This window comes from Geodermatophilus siccatus (assembly GCF_900103785.1).
Lineage (GTDB): Bacteria > Actinomycetota > Actinomycetes > Mycobacteriales > Geodermatophilaceae > Geodermatophilus > Geodermatophilus siccatus.
On sequence record NZ_FNHE01000009.1, the window covers coordinates 211,084 to 225,576 of the forward strand.

Genomic DNA, 14,493 nt, shown 5'->3' on the forward strand with positions numbered 1-14,493 from the left:
TTGACGGCGGTGAGTTCGACGTCAGGCGCTGAACTGGGGTGGACGTGGTTCCTCAAGCTAACTCTGTGAGCTGCCGACTCAAGGAGTGTTCGAAGCGTTCGACGACTGTATTCCAGACATCCCAGAGCATTGAGGAGGAGGCCTGGTGGCCAGGCTCAGCACTCGGCAATTGAAGGACTTGAACCCGGATGAGATCAGACGCTGTCGCCCCACGGGCGAGGCTGGTGTCGCCAAGCTTCCCCGCGGTCGATGGCACTGGGATGAGATTCAGCTGCCTCCACTCGTGGCCACTGCACTACCTCCGACAGTGAAACCACAAGCCGACTTCCTGGCCAAGGCATGGAAGGCTGAATCCGAACGGGAGCGGCTGTCGCTCACCGTCGCCAGCTTTGCGGTGGCCGTCTTCGCTCTCATCGGTACGCTGCTCGGAGTGAATGGCGATGGGCAATTGCCGATATGGGCTCTTGCGGTGGCCGGATGCCTGCTTGGTGCGGTAGCCGTGATTGCCGTTGTGCTCCTCTTCTCAGTTCGTAAGGTGCGGGCCTTGAGCGAGGCCGCAGCGTACTTGGAAGCGGTCATCAAGTAACGCTGGCCCGTGAGATCGAACTGACACAGGCACAGCTGCCTAAATTCGCGTTCAGGGAGACTGTGGACTGGTGATCTGCCGCGCAGAGCCGCTGGGCACTTCCCCGATGCGCGGATCGCGGATCCGATGCCTGAGCATGCTGGTCATCACAGGCGTGCCGACATCGTGCTTCCTGGCATCGGGACAGCAGTGGAGTTGACGTTGGTCGGGGAGGTGAACTGAAGGGCATCGCATGGTCGACTCGAGGAAGAGTTCATCGGCATGCCCTCGTGGCCGACTTCCACGGGCGTCGGACAGGCACCTTCACGCCATACCGCGTGGACGTCCACGTCGCTCTCTGACGTTCCGAGGGTGATACCCGACATCGATGGTCGAGTGCGCTCCCGATGCGGCCGGCGGTGAGCGCAGGGTCCTTCGACGTCACGCGGCAGAGGTCCTCCCGCCTCTGGGTGACGTCGGATACGGCTGTCTGCGACATGCCCTCGGCTCCCGCCACGCCAGGACGGTCCCCATCGCCGACCTCACGCGGGACACCGGGTAGGGGTGCCGGGGCGCGGTCATGCGGCACCCTGCCAGTCGGGGCGGCCGGCCGACGGGCACGCGGGCCGATCGGGGAGCGTGTGGCGCCGGGGCGGCCGCTATCCCTCGGTCCCGCCGTCCAGGGAGCCGGTCGAGCGGCCGGCGTCCTCGACCGCGGCCCCGGCGGGGTTCGGGCGCTCGACGTCGTCCGCGCCGGGGCGCTCGGCACCGCCCGTGCCGGACTCGACGTCGCTGTCGTCGTCGAAGCCGCGCAGCGCGTCGTCGGGAGCCAGGAAGGCGTCGTCGGGACCGGTCATGGCCTCTCCTCAGTCGATGTGGACGTCCTTGAGCACTACCCCGCGGAAGGCGGCCAGCCGCTCGGCCGCCTCGGTGACCGCCTCCCGCGGCAGCGGCGCCCACAGCTCCACCGCCACGGTCAGCGTCGAGCCGGCCTTGCGCGGCCGCCAGGTGCCCGCGACCTCGCCGTCGGCCAGCACCGCGCCGGGCCGGCCGAGCACCGGCCACAGCGCCTTGGCCCGGCCCGGGTCGTCGACCAGCAGCGGCCGGTCGCGGGCCTGCAGGAACGGGTCGAACGGGCCGAGCAGCAACACGCCGGCCGCGGGCGGGACGTCGTCGACCCGGTCGGCGTCCTCGGCGAGCAGCCAGCGCCGCTCGCCGTCCACCGTCACCTCGACGGCGTCCTCCGGCCAGCGGGCCTGCACGTCCTTGACGGGTGCGTCGAGGTAGCCGGCCACGAGCTTCGGCGTCGCCGGGCCGAGCAGCCGCAGGTGGCCGCGGACCACGTCCAGGTGCGGCGGCACGGTCTCGGCGGGGGCCAGGCCCGGCACCGGACGCAGCACCGGCGGCGAGGTGCCCGGCTCCAGCTCGAGCCCGGCGCGCAGCGCGGCCAGCCGGAACGGCATCTCGTGGACGTGCACGGCACCGCACGGCCGGCAGGACCGCTGGTAGGGCTCGGGCAGCAGCTCGTTGAGCCGGCCGGACACCTCGCCCTTGACCATCGGCGCCGTGACCAGCGACCGCATGGCCGCGGCCACGGTGTCCAGCGCCTCGAGGTTGCCGATCCCCGCGGCCTCGAGCGGCCTGGCGGCGTCGAAGATGCGCTTGCCCGCGTCGGCGTCGGAGAACGGCGCGGTGGCCGCGACGACCCCGGGCAGGTCGGCCCGCCGGTAGAGGTGCGGGGCGCCGCGGATGGTCCACGCGGTGGCCAGCTCGTCGCCGTCGAGCGCCGCGGTGTCCACGCCGCGCAGCGCCAGCGCCCACAGCCCGCCGTCCGGCCCGGTGTCCTGGACGCCGAGGTCGAGGACGGCGGTGCCGGCCAGGTCGCCGGCGGCGCGGCCGATCTGCTGGGCGTGCACCCGCAGGTCGAGCACCTGCCGGCGGCTCAGCGTGCCGGCCACGTCAGCGGCGCGGCCGGCCGATGCCGACGACGTAGAGGACGAGCAGGGCCGCGCCGGGGACCGACAGCCAGATCCACCACGGGTAGACGAACTGCCCGGTGGTGACCGAGACCAGCGTCCACACCGCGAGGTTCACCGCGGTGACGCTCGCCCAGATGATCGTCAGCACCCGCATCGCGGTGCCGGCGTCGTCGTCGGAGAACCGGCGGTCCAGCGGCGGCGGGGACGGCGGCTCGGGCGGCGGCTCGGGCAGGTCGCGGGTGACCCGGGACAGCTCGCCGCGGGTGCGGGCGGCCCAGACCGACTGCACGCGGGTGTCGAACTCGTGCAGGTCCAGCTGCCCGGCGGCGACGGCGCGGCGGAGCTTCTCCTGGACGGCGGCCCGCTCGGGGTCCGACACGCGCAGCTCGTCGGGGTGTACCGGCTCGATCACGGGCCGATCGTGGCACCGCGGCCGCCCGCCGTGGGTGGTGCGACGCGCGGCCGGGATGTGCGTGCCGCGGGGGAGGGGCTGGCCCGCGGCGGCCGTCCGGGACGACCCTGCGGGGATGGTGGGTCTCCTCCTCCAGACCTACCGGCTCGTGCGGGCGGTCGTGCTGCTCGTGCGGCGGCCGGAGGGACGTGCGTTGGCCCTGCTGGTGGTCGTCCAGCTCGTCGGCGGGACCGTCTTCTACACGCTGAACGAGGGCTGGTCCTGGCTCGACTCGCTCTACGTCAGCGTGACGACGCTGGCCACCGTCGGGCTCGGCGACCTCGCGCCGGCGACCGACGCGGGGAAGCTCTTCACGATCGTCTTCATCTTCACCGGCGTCGGCCTGCTGGCGACCTTCATCTCGATGCTGGCCCAGCAGTTGCGGCCGGCACCGGAGCGCGACCGCGGCTGACTCACTCCTCGGCCAGCGTGCGCAGGATGCGGGCCAGCGTGGCGCGGTCGGCGGCGTCCAGCCGGGCGAACAGGTCGCGCGTGTCGGCGGCCCGGGCGGCGGTGATCTCGGCCTGCACCCGCCGTCCCTCCTCGGTGGGGGTGAGCACCACGGCCCGCCGGTCGGCGGGATCCGGCGTCCGCTCGACCAGCCCGCGGGCCTGCAGGGCGTCGGCGACCTCGGTGGCCGAGCGCGGCGCGATGTGCAGCGCCTCGGCGAGCTCGGAGAGGCGGACGCCGGACCGGTCGGTGACCACCCTCAGGGCGCGGACGTGGTGGGGGGAGAGGTCCCAGGGCGCCAGCGCCTCCCGCCACCGCCGGCGCTGCCTGCGGGTGACCCGCACGAGCAGCTCGCCCAGGGTCTCGGCGTCGTCGTCGGGCATGCCGGGAATCCTACCGGCCACCTCCTGGTTCCCTCACCATGAGGTAGCCTCAGCACCCGACACGGGAGGTGGTCGTCATCGACGACTCGAGAGGACCAGGCGGGCGGCCGGGCCGCACCGTCGACCCGGCCGACCGGGCCCAGCTCGAGCGCAACCCGGTGCCGCTGCGCCGGGTGACCGCGCTGTTCGCACCCTTCCGCTGGCAGGTCGCCACGGTCGTGGTGCTCATCGTCGCCTCGTCCGTAGTGGCGCTGGCGACGCCGTTCCTCGTCAAGCTCGTCATCGACGAGGCGCTGCCGCGGCAGGACGTGCGGCTGCTGGTCTGGGCGGTCCTCGGCATGCTGGCCGTCGCCGCCACCACCGCCGTCCTCGGCGTGGTGCAGACCTGGCTGTCGACGACGGTCGGGCAGCGGGTCATGCACGGTCTGCGGACCTCGGTGTTCGGCCACCTGCAGCGCCAGTCGCTGGGCTTCTTCACCCGCACGCGCGGCGGCGAGGTGCAGTCGCGGCTGACCCACGACATCGCCGGCATGCAGTCGGTGGTGACCTCGACGGCGACGTCCCTGGCGGCCAACGCGACCACCGTCGTCGGCACGGTCGGAGCGATGGTCGCGCTGTCGTGGCGGCTGTCGCTGCTCTCGCTGCTCGTCCTGCCGCCGGCGGTGGTGCTCACGCGCAAGGTCGCGCGGATGCGGCGGACGGTCACCGCCCAGCGCCAGCGCCACCTGGCCGACCTGCACGCCCAGGTCGAGGAGGGGCTCAGCGTCAGCGGCGTGCTGCTCGGCAAGACCCTCGGCGCCGGTCCCGCCCAGTCGCGGCGTTTCTCGGAGACCTCCGCGGACCTCGTCGGCCTCGAGGTCCGTGCGCAGCTGGCCGGGCGGTGGCGGATGGCCACGATGAGCATCGTCTTCGCCGGCATCCCGGCGCTGATCTACCTGGCGGCGGGCCTGCCGGCGACCTCCGGCGGGATGACGATCGGCACGCTGGTCGCCTTCACCGCCCTGCAGGGCACGCTGTTCCGCCCGCTCATGGGCCTGCTGGACGTCGGCGTGCAGGTGACCGCCTCGATGGCGCTGTTCAGCCGGGTGTTCGAGTACCTCGACCTGCCGGTGGAGGTCGACGACCCGGCCGACCCGGTGCCGCTGGACCCGGCCCGCGTGCGCGGCGACGTGGCGCTGGAGGGGGTCTCGTTCGCCTACCCGGACGGGCACCGGCCGGCGCTGGCCGACGTGGAGCTGACCGTCCCCGCCGGGACGACGCTGGCGCTGGTGGGGGAGACCGGCTCGGGCAAGAGCACGCTGGCCTCGCTGGTCGCCCGGCTGGCCGACCCGACGGCGGGTCGGGTGGCGATCGACGGCGTCGACCTGCGCGACCTCTCGCTGGCCACGCTGTCCCGGGTGGTCGGGGTCGTCGCGCAGGAGACCTACCTGCTGCACACGACCGTGCGGGAGAACCTGCGGCACGCCCGGCCCGACGCGACCGACGCCGAGCTCGAGGACGCCGCCCGCCGCGCCCAGGTGCACGACGTGATCGCCGCGCTGCCCGACGGCTACGACACCGTCGTCGGCGCCCGGGGGCACCGGTTCTCCGGCGGGGAGAAGCAGCGGCTGGCCATCGCCCGGACGCTGCTGCGCGACCCGCGCGTGCTGGTGCTCGACGAGGCCACCAGCGCCCTGGACACCGGCACCGAGCGGGCCGTGCAGGCCGCGCTCGACGAGGCCAGCCGGGGCCGGACGACGATCACCATCGCGCACCGGCTCTCCACCGTGCGGCACGCCGACCGGATCGCCGTCCTCGACGCCGGCCGGGTCGTCGAGAGCGGCACGCACGACGAGCTCGTCGCCCGCGGCGGCCGCTACGCCGCCCTCGTGGCCGCCGGCGACCGCGAGCCCGCGCTGGCCGCCTGAGCCCACGCCTGCTGCGCGCCCCCACCCGGCACGACAGCGGCGGGGCACGTCCGGGAGCAGTGCGACGAGGTGGCCGCTGCCGGCTGGCCCGGTTCCGGGATCCGCTGACACCCTCCGGGGTGCTGGATCCCCCGGTGCACCGTCCCACCTACCCACGAGGAGCTGCGATGACGCAGACGACGCAGGTGACAGAGAGCTTCAGCCAGGAGGCCGATGCGATCCTCGAGCGCTCGGTCGGGGGTGACGCGCCGGTCGCGGGCGTGGTCGCCATGGCGACCGACCGCGAGGGCAACGTCTACGAGGGGGCGGCCGGCGTCCGCCGCATCGGCGGGGACGTCCCCATGACGACCGACACGGTCTTCGCCCTGTTCTCCACCACCAAGGCCGTCACCGCCACCGCCGTCCTGCAGCTGGTGGAGGAGGGCCGGCTGGACCTCGATGCCCCCGCACGCACGTACGCACCGGCGATCGGCGAGCTCAAGGTGCTCGACGGGTTCGACGACGACGGCTCACCCCGACTGCGCGACCCGAAGCGGGAGATCACCACCAAGCACCTGCTCACCCACACCGCCGGCTTCGGCTACGACTTCTTCAACGAGCACTACGCGCGGCTGGCCAGCGAGCACGGGCAGCCCAGCATCATCGCCGCGACCGAGGCCTGCCTGCAGACCCCGCTGCTGTTCGACCCGGGCGAGCGGTGGGAGTACGGCAGCAACATCGACTGGGCCGGCCAGGTGGTGGAGGGCGTCACCGGTGAACGGCTCGGCGACGTCTTCGCCGCGCGGATCTTCCTGCCCCTCGGGATGACCGAGACGACGTTCGAGCCGGACGACCGGCTGCAGGAACGCCGGGCGACGATGCACGCCCGGGGCGACGACGGGTCGCTGACGCCGATGGACGGCTGGGACCTGCCCCAGCCGCCGCAGGTGCACATGGGCGGGCACGGGCTCTACGGCACGGTCGGTGACTACATGCGCTTCATCCGCATGTGGCTCGACGACGGCCGCGGGGAGGACGGCGCCGTCCTGGAGCCGGAGACCGTGCAGACGGCCGTGCAGAACCACCTCGGTGACCTCGAGGTGAGGATGCTGCCCGGGGTCATCCCCTCGCTGTCCAACGACGCGGAGTTCTTCCCCGGGCTGCCCAAGTCCTGGTCGCTGCCGTTCATGGTCAACGACGAGCCGGCGCCGACCGGCCGGCCCGCGGGCGCGCAGGGTTGGGCCGGACTGGGCAACCTCTTCTACTGGATCGACCGGGAGAACGGCTACGGCGGCTTCTGGGCGACGCAGGTCCTGCCGTTCGCGGACGCCACCTCCCTCGGCGGCTACCTGGAGTTCGAGACGGCGCTGTACGCGTCGCTGCGGCGCTGACCGACGACAGCGGGCGGGACCGGGTCCTCCCGGTCCCGCCCGCTGTCGCGCGCGGTCGCCCCTCAGAGCGTGGGCGTCCAGGACTCCAGTCAGACCTCCTCGAGGGCCGCGGGGCCGTCGGGGACCTCGGCCTTGGGCACCGAGTCCTCGAGTTCACCGTGCACGACGAGCCGCTCGCGGGTGGAGAACTTCGGGTGGCAGGTGGTCATGGTGAGGAAGGCGCCGGTCGGCTCGCCGTTCGCCGCCCCGCCGGGCGTGGGGGCCACGACGCTGCTCTCGCTCGGGTCCACGATCGTCGTCGTCGTCACCCGGTAGACGTGCCACGCGTCCACGGTCTCCACGACGACCGGGTCACCGGGCGCGAGCAGGTCCAGGGAGAGGAACGGGCTGCCCCGGCCGACGCGGTGGCCGGCCATCGCGAAGTTCCCCCGCTCCCCGGGCAGGGCGGAGCCGACGTAGTGACCGGGCCCGTCCTCGAGCTCGTCCGGGTCGGTCCCCTCGACCACGGCGCGGGTCCAGTCCGCGCCGAAGCGCGGGACGTGCACGAAGGCGAAGGCCTGGCCGAGGTCGGGCTCGGGATCGGGCGTGCCGGTCGTCCAGTCCTCGCGGAGCTCCTCGGCGACCCGGTCCTGCGCCCGGTCGCTGGAGAGATCGGTCACCCAGACCTCGTAGACGACGAAGAGCAGCAGCACCGCGCCGGCGGTGACCGCGAGCTCGGAGAGCCCGCGGACGAGCGTGCGGATCATCGGTCCCCCTGTCCGATGGCACGCCCCGCCCGCCGGGTGCCGGCGGGCGGGACGCGGGTGGCCACGATCAGGACGCGGAGCCGGCCTTGCGCCGACGGCTCACGAGCAGCCCGGCGCCACCGCCGGCCAGGACCAGACCGCCGATCGCGGCCAGGCCCAGGACGTCGGCACCGGTGTTGGGCAGGGGGGTGCCGTACTCGGTCGGCTCCGCCGGGTCGGTCGGGCCGCCCGCGTCGGTCGCGGGGACGACGACCTCGCGGGTGGCCGTGGTGGAGGCGCCGTCGTCGTCGACGACGGTCAGCGTGACGGTGTAGGTGCCGGCGGCGGCGTACCGGTGCACGACCTCCTCGCCCTCGGCGGGGGCGGAGCCGTCACCGAAGCTCCACGTGAAACCGGCGATCTCGCCGTCGCTGTCGGTCGACCCGGCGGCGGAGAAGGTGAAGGTCGCGCCGGTGCTGGTGGCCGTGACGGCGGCGATCGGCGCCTGGTTGACCGGGTCGCCACCGGGCTCGCCACCGGGCTCGCCGCCCGGGTCGCCGCCCGGGTTCCCGCCGGGGCCACCGCCCGAGCCGGAGCTGAACCGGAACTCGTTGCACCCGAAGGTCAGACCGTGGACGACCACGTCGGCGCCCGGCTGGTCGATGAGCTGGAAGCCGAGGCTGGTCACCGTGGCGTCGGGGTAGGCGGCGCTGATGTCGGCGAGGGTGCCCTCCTCGGGCGCCTCGGAGGCGTCCGGGTCCATCGCGGTCAGCGGGCCGAACGCGCTCTCCCAGACGTCGGTCGGCTCGCCCGCCCCGGGCGCCCAGTACACGAGGAGGTCCTCGCCTCCGGCGCCCGGCCCGTCGAGGTCGACGTAGAGCTCGTACGTCGGGTGGTTGTCGAGGGGCTGCCCCGCAGCCGGCGTGGTGTCGAGGGCGTAGTTCGACTGCGCCGTCGCGTCGGCGAGCGCGATGTCCAGGCCGTCCATGAACCAGGCGGCGTAGGCGGCCCCGTCCGGGTCGGCGTCGGCCGAGGGGGTCGTCATGCGCAGGCCCCCGGGGAGCACCTCGGCAGTGGCGCCGCCGCCCACCCCGCTGAGGGCGCCGGTGAAGGTGCTCTCGAGGCCTGCCGTGTCGAGCGTGGTGATCCCGCAGCCGGACGCCGAGGCGACGCCGGGCGCGGCCGTGCCGAGCAGGGCGGTGGTGCCGAGGGCGAGTGCCCCTGTGGTGACGAGACCGGTGGTGCGCTTCACGATGACCCCCCGTGGTCGTGCACGCAGGGGCCGGCCGGCCCGTCCCCCGTCGGGCAGCAGAAGCGTCGAGGTGGGCGCGCGCCGTGGCACACCCCCGGACGCCCGCCCGGGTGACTCCCAGGCTGGGGGTCGGCCGCCGCGTCGTCACAGTGCGTGGCCAAGCGAGTGGCACCGATGAGTCGTCGGCCGGTTCGTCGTCCTACCCGCAGAGGCCGTCACCGGAGGCGGCCGGCACCCGAGGAGGAGCGCCGTGCGACCGCTCGTCGTCACCGAGTTCACGACGCTGGACGGGGTCGTGCAGGCCCCCGGCGGCCCCGACGAGGACACCACCGGCGGCTTCGCGCACGGCGGCTGGCTGGTGCCGTTCTTCGACGAGACCCTGGGCGCGCAGATGGACGCCTGGTTCGCCGGCGTCGAGGACTTCCTGCTCGGGCGCGGGACCTACGAGATCTTCGCCGGGGCCTGGCCGCAGGCGCCGACGGAGGACGACCCGGTCGCCGAGGCGCTCAACACGCGCACCAAGCACGTCGCCTCGCGCACGCTGACCTCGCTCGAGTGGTCCGGCGCGCGGCTCGTGGAGGGCGACGTCGTCGAGGCGGTGCGCGCGCTCCGGGACCAGGACGGCGGCGAGCTGCAGGTGCACGGCTCGCCGGGCCTGGTGCAGACGCTGCTGCGCGCCGACCTGGTCGACGAGCTGCGCCTGGTCGTGGCGCCGGTGGTGCTGGGGGAGGGCAAGCGGCTGTTCGGCGACGGCGCGATCCCGCGGTCGTGGCGGCTGACCTCGTCGGCGGCCACGCCGACCGGGGTGCTGCTGTGCACCTACCGCCGGGGCGGCGAGGTCGAGACCGGCGCGATGGGCGCCGAGTACGGGGACGCCGTCAGCGGGTGAGCGCCGGCAGCGTCCCCGGCGACCTCGTCTGCGCGCGGCGCCCAGCACCATCCGCGCCGCCTGGCGGCGCGACGGCAGGGACCAGAGGAACGACGGCACCCGGCCCGTGTACGGTGCCCAGCCCCGCCTCGTGGCCCGTCCCAGCTGGGTCACGGCCCGCCCCGGCCCGAGGCTGGCGGTCGACCCCCAGGCCGGCGTAGCGGAGCGGGCGGGTTCGCCGCGCCCGCTCGGCACGCGCGATGGTGCGACCCACCCTCGTGCCGAACGCCTCCCTGGGCACGGGCTCCTCTCGTCCTCGTCGTCCGTCGGCGGGGAACGAGGGGACCTGGAAGGCGTCTCACACCGACGGGGGAAGGTCGGCGGGACGGCGGTGGTTGCCCATGCCAACACCAGCTGAGGGGTTTGGAGCACATGAGCATCCCGTTGTCCGTCCTCGACCTGGCGCCGATCTCGAAGGGTCAGACGCCGGGCGAGAGCATCGCGGCGAGCGTCGCGCTGGCCCAGCGTGCGGAGCAGGCCGGCTACCGCCGCGTCTGGTACGCCGAGCACCACAACATGCCGACCATCGCCTCCTCGGCGACCAGCGTGCTCATCGCGCACGTCGGCGCGCACACCTCGTCCATCCGGCTGGGCGCCGGCGGCGTCATGCTGCCCAACCACTCGCCGCTGACGATCGCCGAGCAGTTCGGCACCCTCGAGGCCGTCCACCCGGGCCGCATCGACCTGGGGCTGGGCCGGGCGCCGGGCTCGGACCAGAACACGATGTACGCGCTGCGCCGCGACCCGCGCTCGGCCGACCGCTTCCCGCAGGACGTGCTCGAGCTGCAGGGCTACCTGACCGGCGAGACCAAGGTGCCCGGCGTCGACGCCGTCCCCGGCAAGGGCTCGAACGTGCCGCTGTACATCCTGGGCTCGTCGATGTTCGGCGCCACGCTCGCCGCCGCGCTGGGCCTGCCGTACGCCTTCGCCTCGCACTTCGCGCCGGCGATGCTGAAGCCCGCGGTCGAGGCCTACCGGCGCGAGTTCACGCCGTCGGCGCAGCTCGACCGGCCGTACGTGATCGCGGGGGTCAACGCGGTGGCGGCCGACAGCCGCGAGGCCGCGGAGTCCGCGTACGCCGCCGTCCGCCGGACGCTGGCCGTCGGCCTGTTCGGCCGGGGCAGGCAGCTGTCGGACGACGAGGCGCAGCTGCTGCTCGACGGCGGCGCCGGGCTGCACGTCGACACGATGCTGACCCACACCGCCGTCGGCACGCCGGCCGAGGTGCGCGAGTACCTGACCGGCTTCGCGCGGGAGGCCGACGCCGACGAGCTGATCGTCGCCCACCAGTTCCCCGGGGTGGAGGGCCGGCTGCGGTCGGTGCAGCTCACCGCCGAGGCGATGAAGACCGTCGCCGCCGCCTGACGAAGGACGAGGGCCCCTGCCGCCGCGGGAGGGGCCCTCGTCGTCGGTGCGTCAGTACCAGTTGTTGGCCTGGTGGAAGGCCCACGCGTTGCAGGCGGTGTCGTAGCGCTCGTCGATGTAGATGAGGCCCGCGTCGATCTGCAGGTACGGGTCCGAGGTCTTGGCGATGCCGGTGGTGGCCCAGGTCGCGTCCAGGAACTGGGCGATGCCGTACGCGGTGCTCGTCGGGTTCTGCGCGGTGGGGTTCCAGTTGCTCTCCGCCTCCCAGAGCAGGTCGAGGCAGTCGAACTGGGCAGCGCTCCTGAACTGGCTCGCCGCGTAGTCCTTGTAGGCCTGTTTCGCGGACGCCGCGTGGGCGACCGACTCGCCGGTGGCGGTCAGCGCGACCGTCATGGCGCCCGCAGCGGTGAGCAGGTGCAGGGCGCGACGGGGGGTCCGGGTGTGCGCGTGCATCGGGCAGTCCTCCTGGGCGATCTGCGGAGGGCGCACGCCGTGGGCCGGCGCGCGCCGGTGGCGGGTCGTACGGGGTCGGGCCGGTGCTGACCGGAGCCTGGACGGGGCAGGGGTGACCGCCGGCCCGGGGGTCCCGGGCCGGCGGCCGACCGCGACGGTCAGGTGGTGACCGGGGCGCAGTCGCGGTCGTCGGAGTAGTGCGGGGTGGCCGCGAGCCCCTGCAGGCCGAGCAGGTTGTCGAAGGGGTCGATCACGACCGCGGTGACGAACGGCCCGTGGGGCGTGCGCCCTTGGTACTCCTTCGCGCCCATCTCCTGCAGGCGGGCGAGCGTGGCGTCGAGGTCGTCGACCCGCCAGTGCACGATCACGCCGCCCGGCCCGGCCACGGTGCCGGGCGGGGCCTTGGTGCGGTCGGCTATGGCGAGCTCGGCCCCCGAGTCGCCGACGGCGAACTTGGCGTACTGGACGCGTCCGCCGGGCCCGGGCCGGGTGAAGAACGGGCCCGCGCCCAGGAGGTCGGTGTACCAGTCGGTGGCCGCGGCCACGTCGTCGACCAGGTAGATGAGGGTGGAGATCCCGCGCAGGGTCATCGTCGGCACCCGCCCTCAGCCCTCGGGCTTCCAGTCGTCGGCCTGCCAGCGGTAGAACACCGTGGCCACCGAGTCCTTCGGGCCCTGCCAGCCCTCCGGCTGGTACGGGCTCACGTAGGGGCTCAGCTCGTGCATCACCTTGGCGAACGCGGGCCGGTGCGACTCGTGGTTGGCGCGCACGGCCGCGGCCTTCTCCACGTCCTGCTCGAGCAGGTGCACGAAGACGTCGTCGATCGAGTACAGCCAGCGCCCGGTGACGCCGGTCTCGGTCGGCAGCCCCCCGGCGTCGGAGTCGGTGAACACGCGGGCGATGTCGGGCTCGGCGCCGGGCTTCATCCGCTGCACGATCACGGTCAGCTCGCGGTCCTCGGGCACGTCGCCCTCGGGCAGCCAGCGGTAGAACTCCTTGGCCACGGAGTGCGAGGGGTTCTCCCAGTAGCTCGGGTACGGCGTGACGTACGGCGCGATGGCCTCGGCGATCGCCTGGAACGCGGGCAGCCCCCGTCGCTGCCCGGACACCGCCGGGTCCTCCTTGCGCTCGATGACGTGCAGGTAGAGGTCCTCGTGCGACAGCAGGATGCGGCCGATGACGCCGAGGTCCTGGGGGCGGGTGGCCCGGTCGTAGTGGTCGAAGACCGGGCCCACCTTGTCCTCGCTGCCGGGCACCATGTGGCACACGATCACGTTGCGGAACGGTCGGAAGGTCATGACGTGCTCCTCTGCGGGACGGGGTTCTTCACGGGGTCGGGGTGAAGCGGAGCGGCAGCTCGAGCAGCCCACGGAAGGCCGAGGCGGCCGGGAGCCACTGCAGCTCCTCGACGGGGACGTCGAGGCGCAGGTCGGGCAGGCGGACGAGGATCCGCCGCAGGGCGGTCGTCGCCTCGAGCCGGGCGAGAGCGGTGCCCAGGCAGTAGTGGATGCCGTGGCCGAACGACATGTGCTGCGTCTGGCCCCGGCGCAGGTCCAGCGCGTCCGGGTCGGGGACGAGCGCGGGGTCGTGGTTGGCCGCGCTGAGCACGATCGTGACGATCGAGCCCTCGGGGATCGGCACGCCGCCGATCTCCAGGTCCTCGGTGGCGAACCGGAAGCTCGACACCGGGACCGAGCCGTCGAAGCGCAGCAGCTCCTCCACGGCGTCGGGCACCAGGTCGGGGTCGTCCAGCAGCCGCTGCATCTCCTCGGGGTGGGTCAGCAGCGCGACCACGGCGTTGCCGAGGAAGTCCGAGGTGGTCTGGTAGCCGGCGAACAGCAGCAGGAAGCAGGTGGACACCAGCTCCGCCTCCGACAGCCGGCCGTCCCCGTCGCGGGCGGTGATCAGGGCGCTCACCAGGTCCTCGCCGGGCTCCCGGCGCTTGGCCGCCACCAGGCCGCTGAAGTAGGCGTGCAGGCGCTCCTGCGCCTGCCCGATGGCCGCGCGGTCCTCCTGGGGGCTGCGCCCGCCGGTGCCGACCGTCCGGATGACCTGGGTGCCGGCCAGGATCTCCTCGTGGTCGGCCTCGGGGATGCCGAGCAGGTGACCGATCACCGCCAGCGGCAGCCGCAGGGCGAACTCGTCGACGAACTCGGTCTGCCCGCGCGGCGCCATCCGGTCGAGCAGCCCCTCGACGATCTCCTCGACGCGCGGGCGCATCGCCTCGATCCGCCGCGGCGTGAACGCCTGCGTCACCAGGCGGCGCAGCCGGCTGTGCTCGGGCGGGTCGGAGTTGAGCATGTTGGTGTTGATCTGCCGCGCCTTCTCGCCGAACACCGCGAGGTAGGTGTCCCCGGCGCGGTACAGGTCCTTGGACAGCCGCGGGTCCGACAGCGCCGCCCGGGCATCCTCGTAGCGGGTGACCAGGAAGGAGTCGAAGCGCGGCGTCCGCACCTTGACCACCGGCCGCTCGGCGCGCAGCCGGGCGTAGACCGGGTAGGGGTCGGCACGGAACTCCGGCGTGTAGATCTCCTGACCGGGGACCACGTCGTCCGGGGGTGCGGCCGGGGCCGGCTGTGCGGTCTGGGTCATGTCGTCTCCCTCGGGGATGGGGCGATCTCGGGTGCGGTCGGTCGGGGGTGCGCCGCGGCCAGGCCGGTTGCTG

The 14,493-nt window shown here is 73.7% G+C and carries 16 protein-coding genes; 6 read left to right on the plus strand and 10 right to left on the minus strand.

Going from position 1 to position 14,493, the window contains the following annotated elements:
- The first annotated feature begins 145 nt into the window (after positions 1 to 145).
- Positions 146 to 586, plus strand: a complete 441-nt coding sequence (locus BLS21_RS24725; protein WP_139177188.1) for a hypothetical protein — start codon at positions 146 to 148, stop codon at positions 584 to 586.
- Between the two features lie 638 nt (positions 587 to 1,224).
- On the opposite strand, the gene BLS21_RS17370 is transcribed toward BLS21_RS24725, so the two are convergent.
- The 3 genes from BLS21_RS17370 to BLS21_RS17380 are packed head-to-tail and all read right to left on the minus strand — an operon-like array spanning position 1,225 to position 2,956.
- On the minus strand, positions 1,225 to 1,422 hold the full coding sequence (locus tag BLS21_RS17370; RefSeq protein ID WP_091221293.1) for a hypothetical protein: 198 nt from the start codon (positions 1,420 to 1,422) through the stop codon (positions 1,225 to 1,227).
- A 9-nt stretch (positions 1,423 to 1,431) separates the two neighbouring features.
- Positions 1,432 to 2,523 carry a winged helix DNA-binding domain-containing protein gene (locus tag BLS21_RS17375; protein WP_091221296.1) on the minus strand — a complete coding sequence of 364 codons (1,092 nt, stop codon included), beginning with the start codon at positions 2,521 to 2,523 and terminating at the stop codon, positions 1,432 to 1,434.
- Between the two features lies 1 nt (position 2,524).
- Positions 2,525 to 2,956: a DUF1707 SHOCT-like domain-containing protein gene (locus BLS21_RS17380; RefSeq protein ID WP_175479612.1), complete on the minus strand. Its 432-nt coding sequence runs from the start codon at positions 2,954 to 2,956 to the stop codon at positions 2,525 to 2,527.
- Positions 2,957 to 3,071: 115 nt separating this feature from the next.
- Here BLS21_RS17380 and BLS21_RS17385 point away from each other — a divergent pair, with 115 nt between their 5' ends.
- On the plus strand, positions 3,072 to 3,407 hold the full coding sequence (locus BLS21_RS17385; RefSeq protein ID WP_091221301.1) for a potassium channel family protein: 336 nt from the start codon (positions 3,072 to 3,074) through the stop codon (positions 3,405 to 3,407).
- A 1-nt stretch (position 3,408) separates the two neighbouring features.
- Here the strand turns inward: BLS21_RS17385 and BLS21_RS17390 are convergent, their stop codons facing one another.
- Positions 3,409 to 3,828: a MarR family winged helix-turn-helix transcriptional regulator gene (locus BLS21_RS17390; RefSeq protein ID WP_091221303.1), complete on the minus strand. Its 420-nt coding sequence runs from the start codon at positions 3,826 to 3,828 to the stop codon at positions 3,409 to 3,411.
- Positions 3,829 to 3,896: 68 nt separating this feature from the next.
- On the opposite strand from BLS21_RS17390, the gene BLS21_RS17395 reads away from it, so the two are divergent.
- Positions 3,897 to 5,735 (plus strand): ABC transporter ATP-binding protein, encoded by a 1,839-nt coding sequence (locus BLS21_RS17395; RefSeq protein WP_091221306.1) that lies wholly within the window; start codon positions 3,897 to 3,899, stop codon positions 5,733 to 5,735.
- Between the two features lie 167 nt (positions 5,736 to 5,902).
- Complete coding sequence (gene acmB / locus BLS21_RS17400) at positions 5,903 to 7,105, plus strand: methyl acetate hydrolase AcmB (protein WP_091221307.1); 1,203 nt, start codon at positions 5,903 to 5,905, stop codon at positions 7,103 to 7,105.
- Positions 7,106 to 7,194: 89 nt separating this feature from the next.
- Here the strand turns inward: acmB and BLS21_RS17405 are convergent, their stop codons facing one another.
- Together BLS21_RS17405 and BLS21_RS17410 are read right to left on the minus strand one after the other, a co-directional pair.
- The gene (locus tag BLS21_RS17405; protein ID WP_091221310.1) at positions 7,195 to 7,851 is read right to left on the minus strand and encodes a class E sortase; all 657 of its coding nucleotides are present in this window, start codon (positions 7,849 to 7,851) and stop codon (positions 7,195 to 7,197) included.
- Positions 7,852 to 7,918: 67 nt separating this feature from the next.
- Positions 7,919 to 9,082, minus strand: a complete 1,164-nt coding sequence (locus tag BLS21_RS17410; RefSeq protein WP_091221312.1) for a PKD domain-containing protein — start codon at positions 9,080 to 9,082, stop codon at positions 7,919 to 7,921.
- 250 nt (positions 9,083 to 9,332) lie between these two features.
- Between BLS21_RS17410 and BLS21_RS17415 the strand changes: the two genes are divergently transcribed.
- Both BLS21_RS17415 and BLS21_RS17420 read left to right on the plus strand, forming a co-directional pair.
- Entirely contained in the window at positions 9,333 to 9,971 is a 639-nt protein-coding gene (locus tag BLS21_RS17415) for a dihydrofolate reductase family protein (RefSeq protein WP_091221315.1), read from the plus strand.
- Positions 9,972 to 10,382: 411 nt separating this feature from the next.
- A complete protein-coding gene (locus BLS21_RS17420) occupies positions 10,383 to 11,375 on the plus strand; it encodes an LLM class flavin-dependent oxidoreductase (RefSeq protein WP_091221317.1) in 993 nt (330 codons plus the stop codon).
- Between the two features lie 51 nt (positions 11,376 to 11,426).
- Here BLS21_RS17420 and BLS21_RS17425 read toward each other — a convergent pair whose 3' ends face one another.
- From BLS21_RS17425 to BLS21_RS17440, 4 genes are all read right to left on the minus strand, one after another.
- Positions 11,427 to 11,828, minus strand: coding sequence for an aggregation-promoting factor C-terminal-like domain-containing protein (locus tag BLS21_RS17425; RefSeq protein ID WP_091221320.1), 402 nt, complete (start codon positions 11,826 to 11,828; stop codon positions 11,427 to 11,429).
- Between the two features lie 158 nt (positions 11,829 to 11,986).
- The gene (locus tag BLS21_RS17430; protein ID WP_091221463.1) at positions 11,987 to 12,418 is read right to left on the minus strand and encodes a VOC family protein; all 432 of its coding nucleotides are present in this window, start codon (positions 12,416 to 12,418) and stop codon (positions 11,987 to 11,989) included.
- A gap of 15 nt (positions 12,419 to 12,433) precedes the next feature.
- Positions 12,434 to 13,126: a TcmI family type II polyketide cyclase gene (locus BLS21_RS17435; protein ID WP_091221321.1), complete on the minus strand. Its 693-nt coding sequence runs from the start codon at positions 13,124 to 13,126 to the stop codon at positions 12,434 to 12,436.
- Positions 13,127 to 13,154: 28 nt separating this feature from the next.
- Entirely contained in the window at positions 13,155 to 14,420 is a 1,266-nt protein-coding gene (locus BLS21_RS17440; RefSeq protein WP_091221324.1) for a cytochrome P450 family protein, read from the minus strand.
- Positions 14,421 to 14,493 lie beyond the last annotated feature (73 nt).

Coding starts and splice junctions, on each gene's coding strand:
- BLS21_RS17370 (WP_091221293.1), bottom strand. CDS start 1,422: ATGACCGGTCCCGACGACGCCTTCCTGGCTCCCGACGACGCGCTGCGC.
- BLS21_RS17385 (WP_091221301.1), top strand. CDS start 3,072: ATGGTGGGTCTCCTCCTCCAGACCTACCGGCTCGTGCGGGCGGTCGTG.
- BLS21_RS17390 (WP_091221303.1), bottom strand. CDS start 3,828: ATGCCCGACGACGACGCCGAGACCCTGGGCGAGCTGCTCGTGCGGGTC.
- acmB (WP_091221307.1), top strand. CDS start 5,903: ATGACGCAGACGACGCAGGTGACAGAGAGCTTCAGCCAGGAGGCCGAT.
- BLS21_RS17425 (WP_091221320.1), bottom strand. CDS start 11,828: ATGCACGCGCACACCCGGACCCCCCGTCGCGCCCTGCACCTGCTCACC.
- BLS21_RS17435 (WP_091221321.1), bottom strand. CDS start 13,126: ATGACCTTCCGACCGTTCCGCAACGTGATCGTGTGCCACATGGTGCCC.
- BLS21_RS17405 (WP_091221310.1), bottom strand. CDS start 7,851: ATGATCCGCACGCTCGTCCGCGGGCTCTCCGAGCTCGCGGTCACCGCC.
- BLS21_RS17430 (WP_091221463.1), bottom strand. CDS start 12,418: ATGACCCTGCGCGGGATCTCCACCCTCATCTACCTGGTCGACGACGTG.
- BLS21_RS17440 (WP_091221324.1), bottom strand. CDS start 14,420: ATGACCCAGACCGCACAGCCGGCCCCGGCCGCACCCCCGGACGACGTG.
- BLS21_RS17420 (WP_091221317.1), top strand. CDS start 10,383: ATGAGCATCCCGTTGTCCGTCCTCGACCTGGCGCCGATCTCGAAGGGT.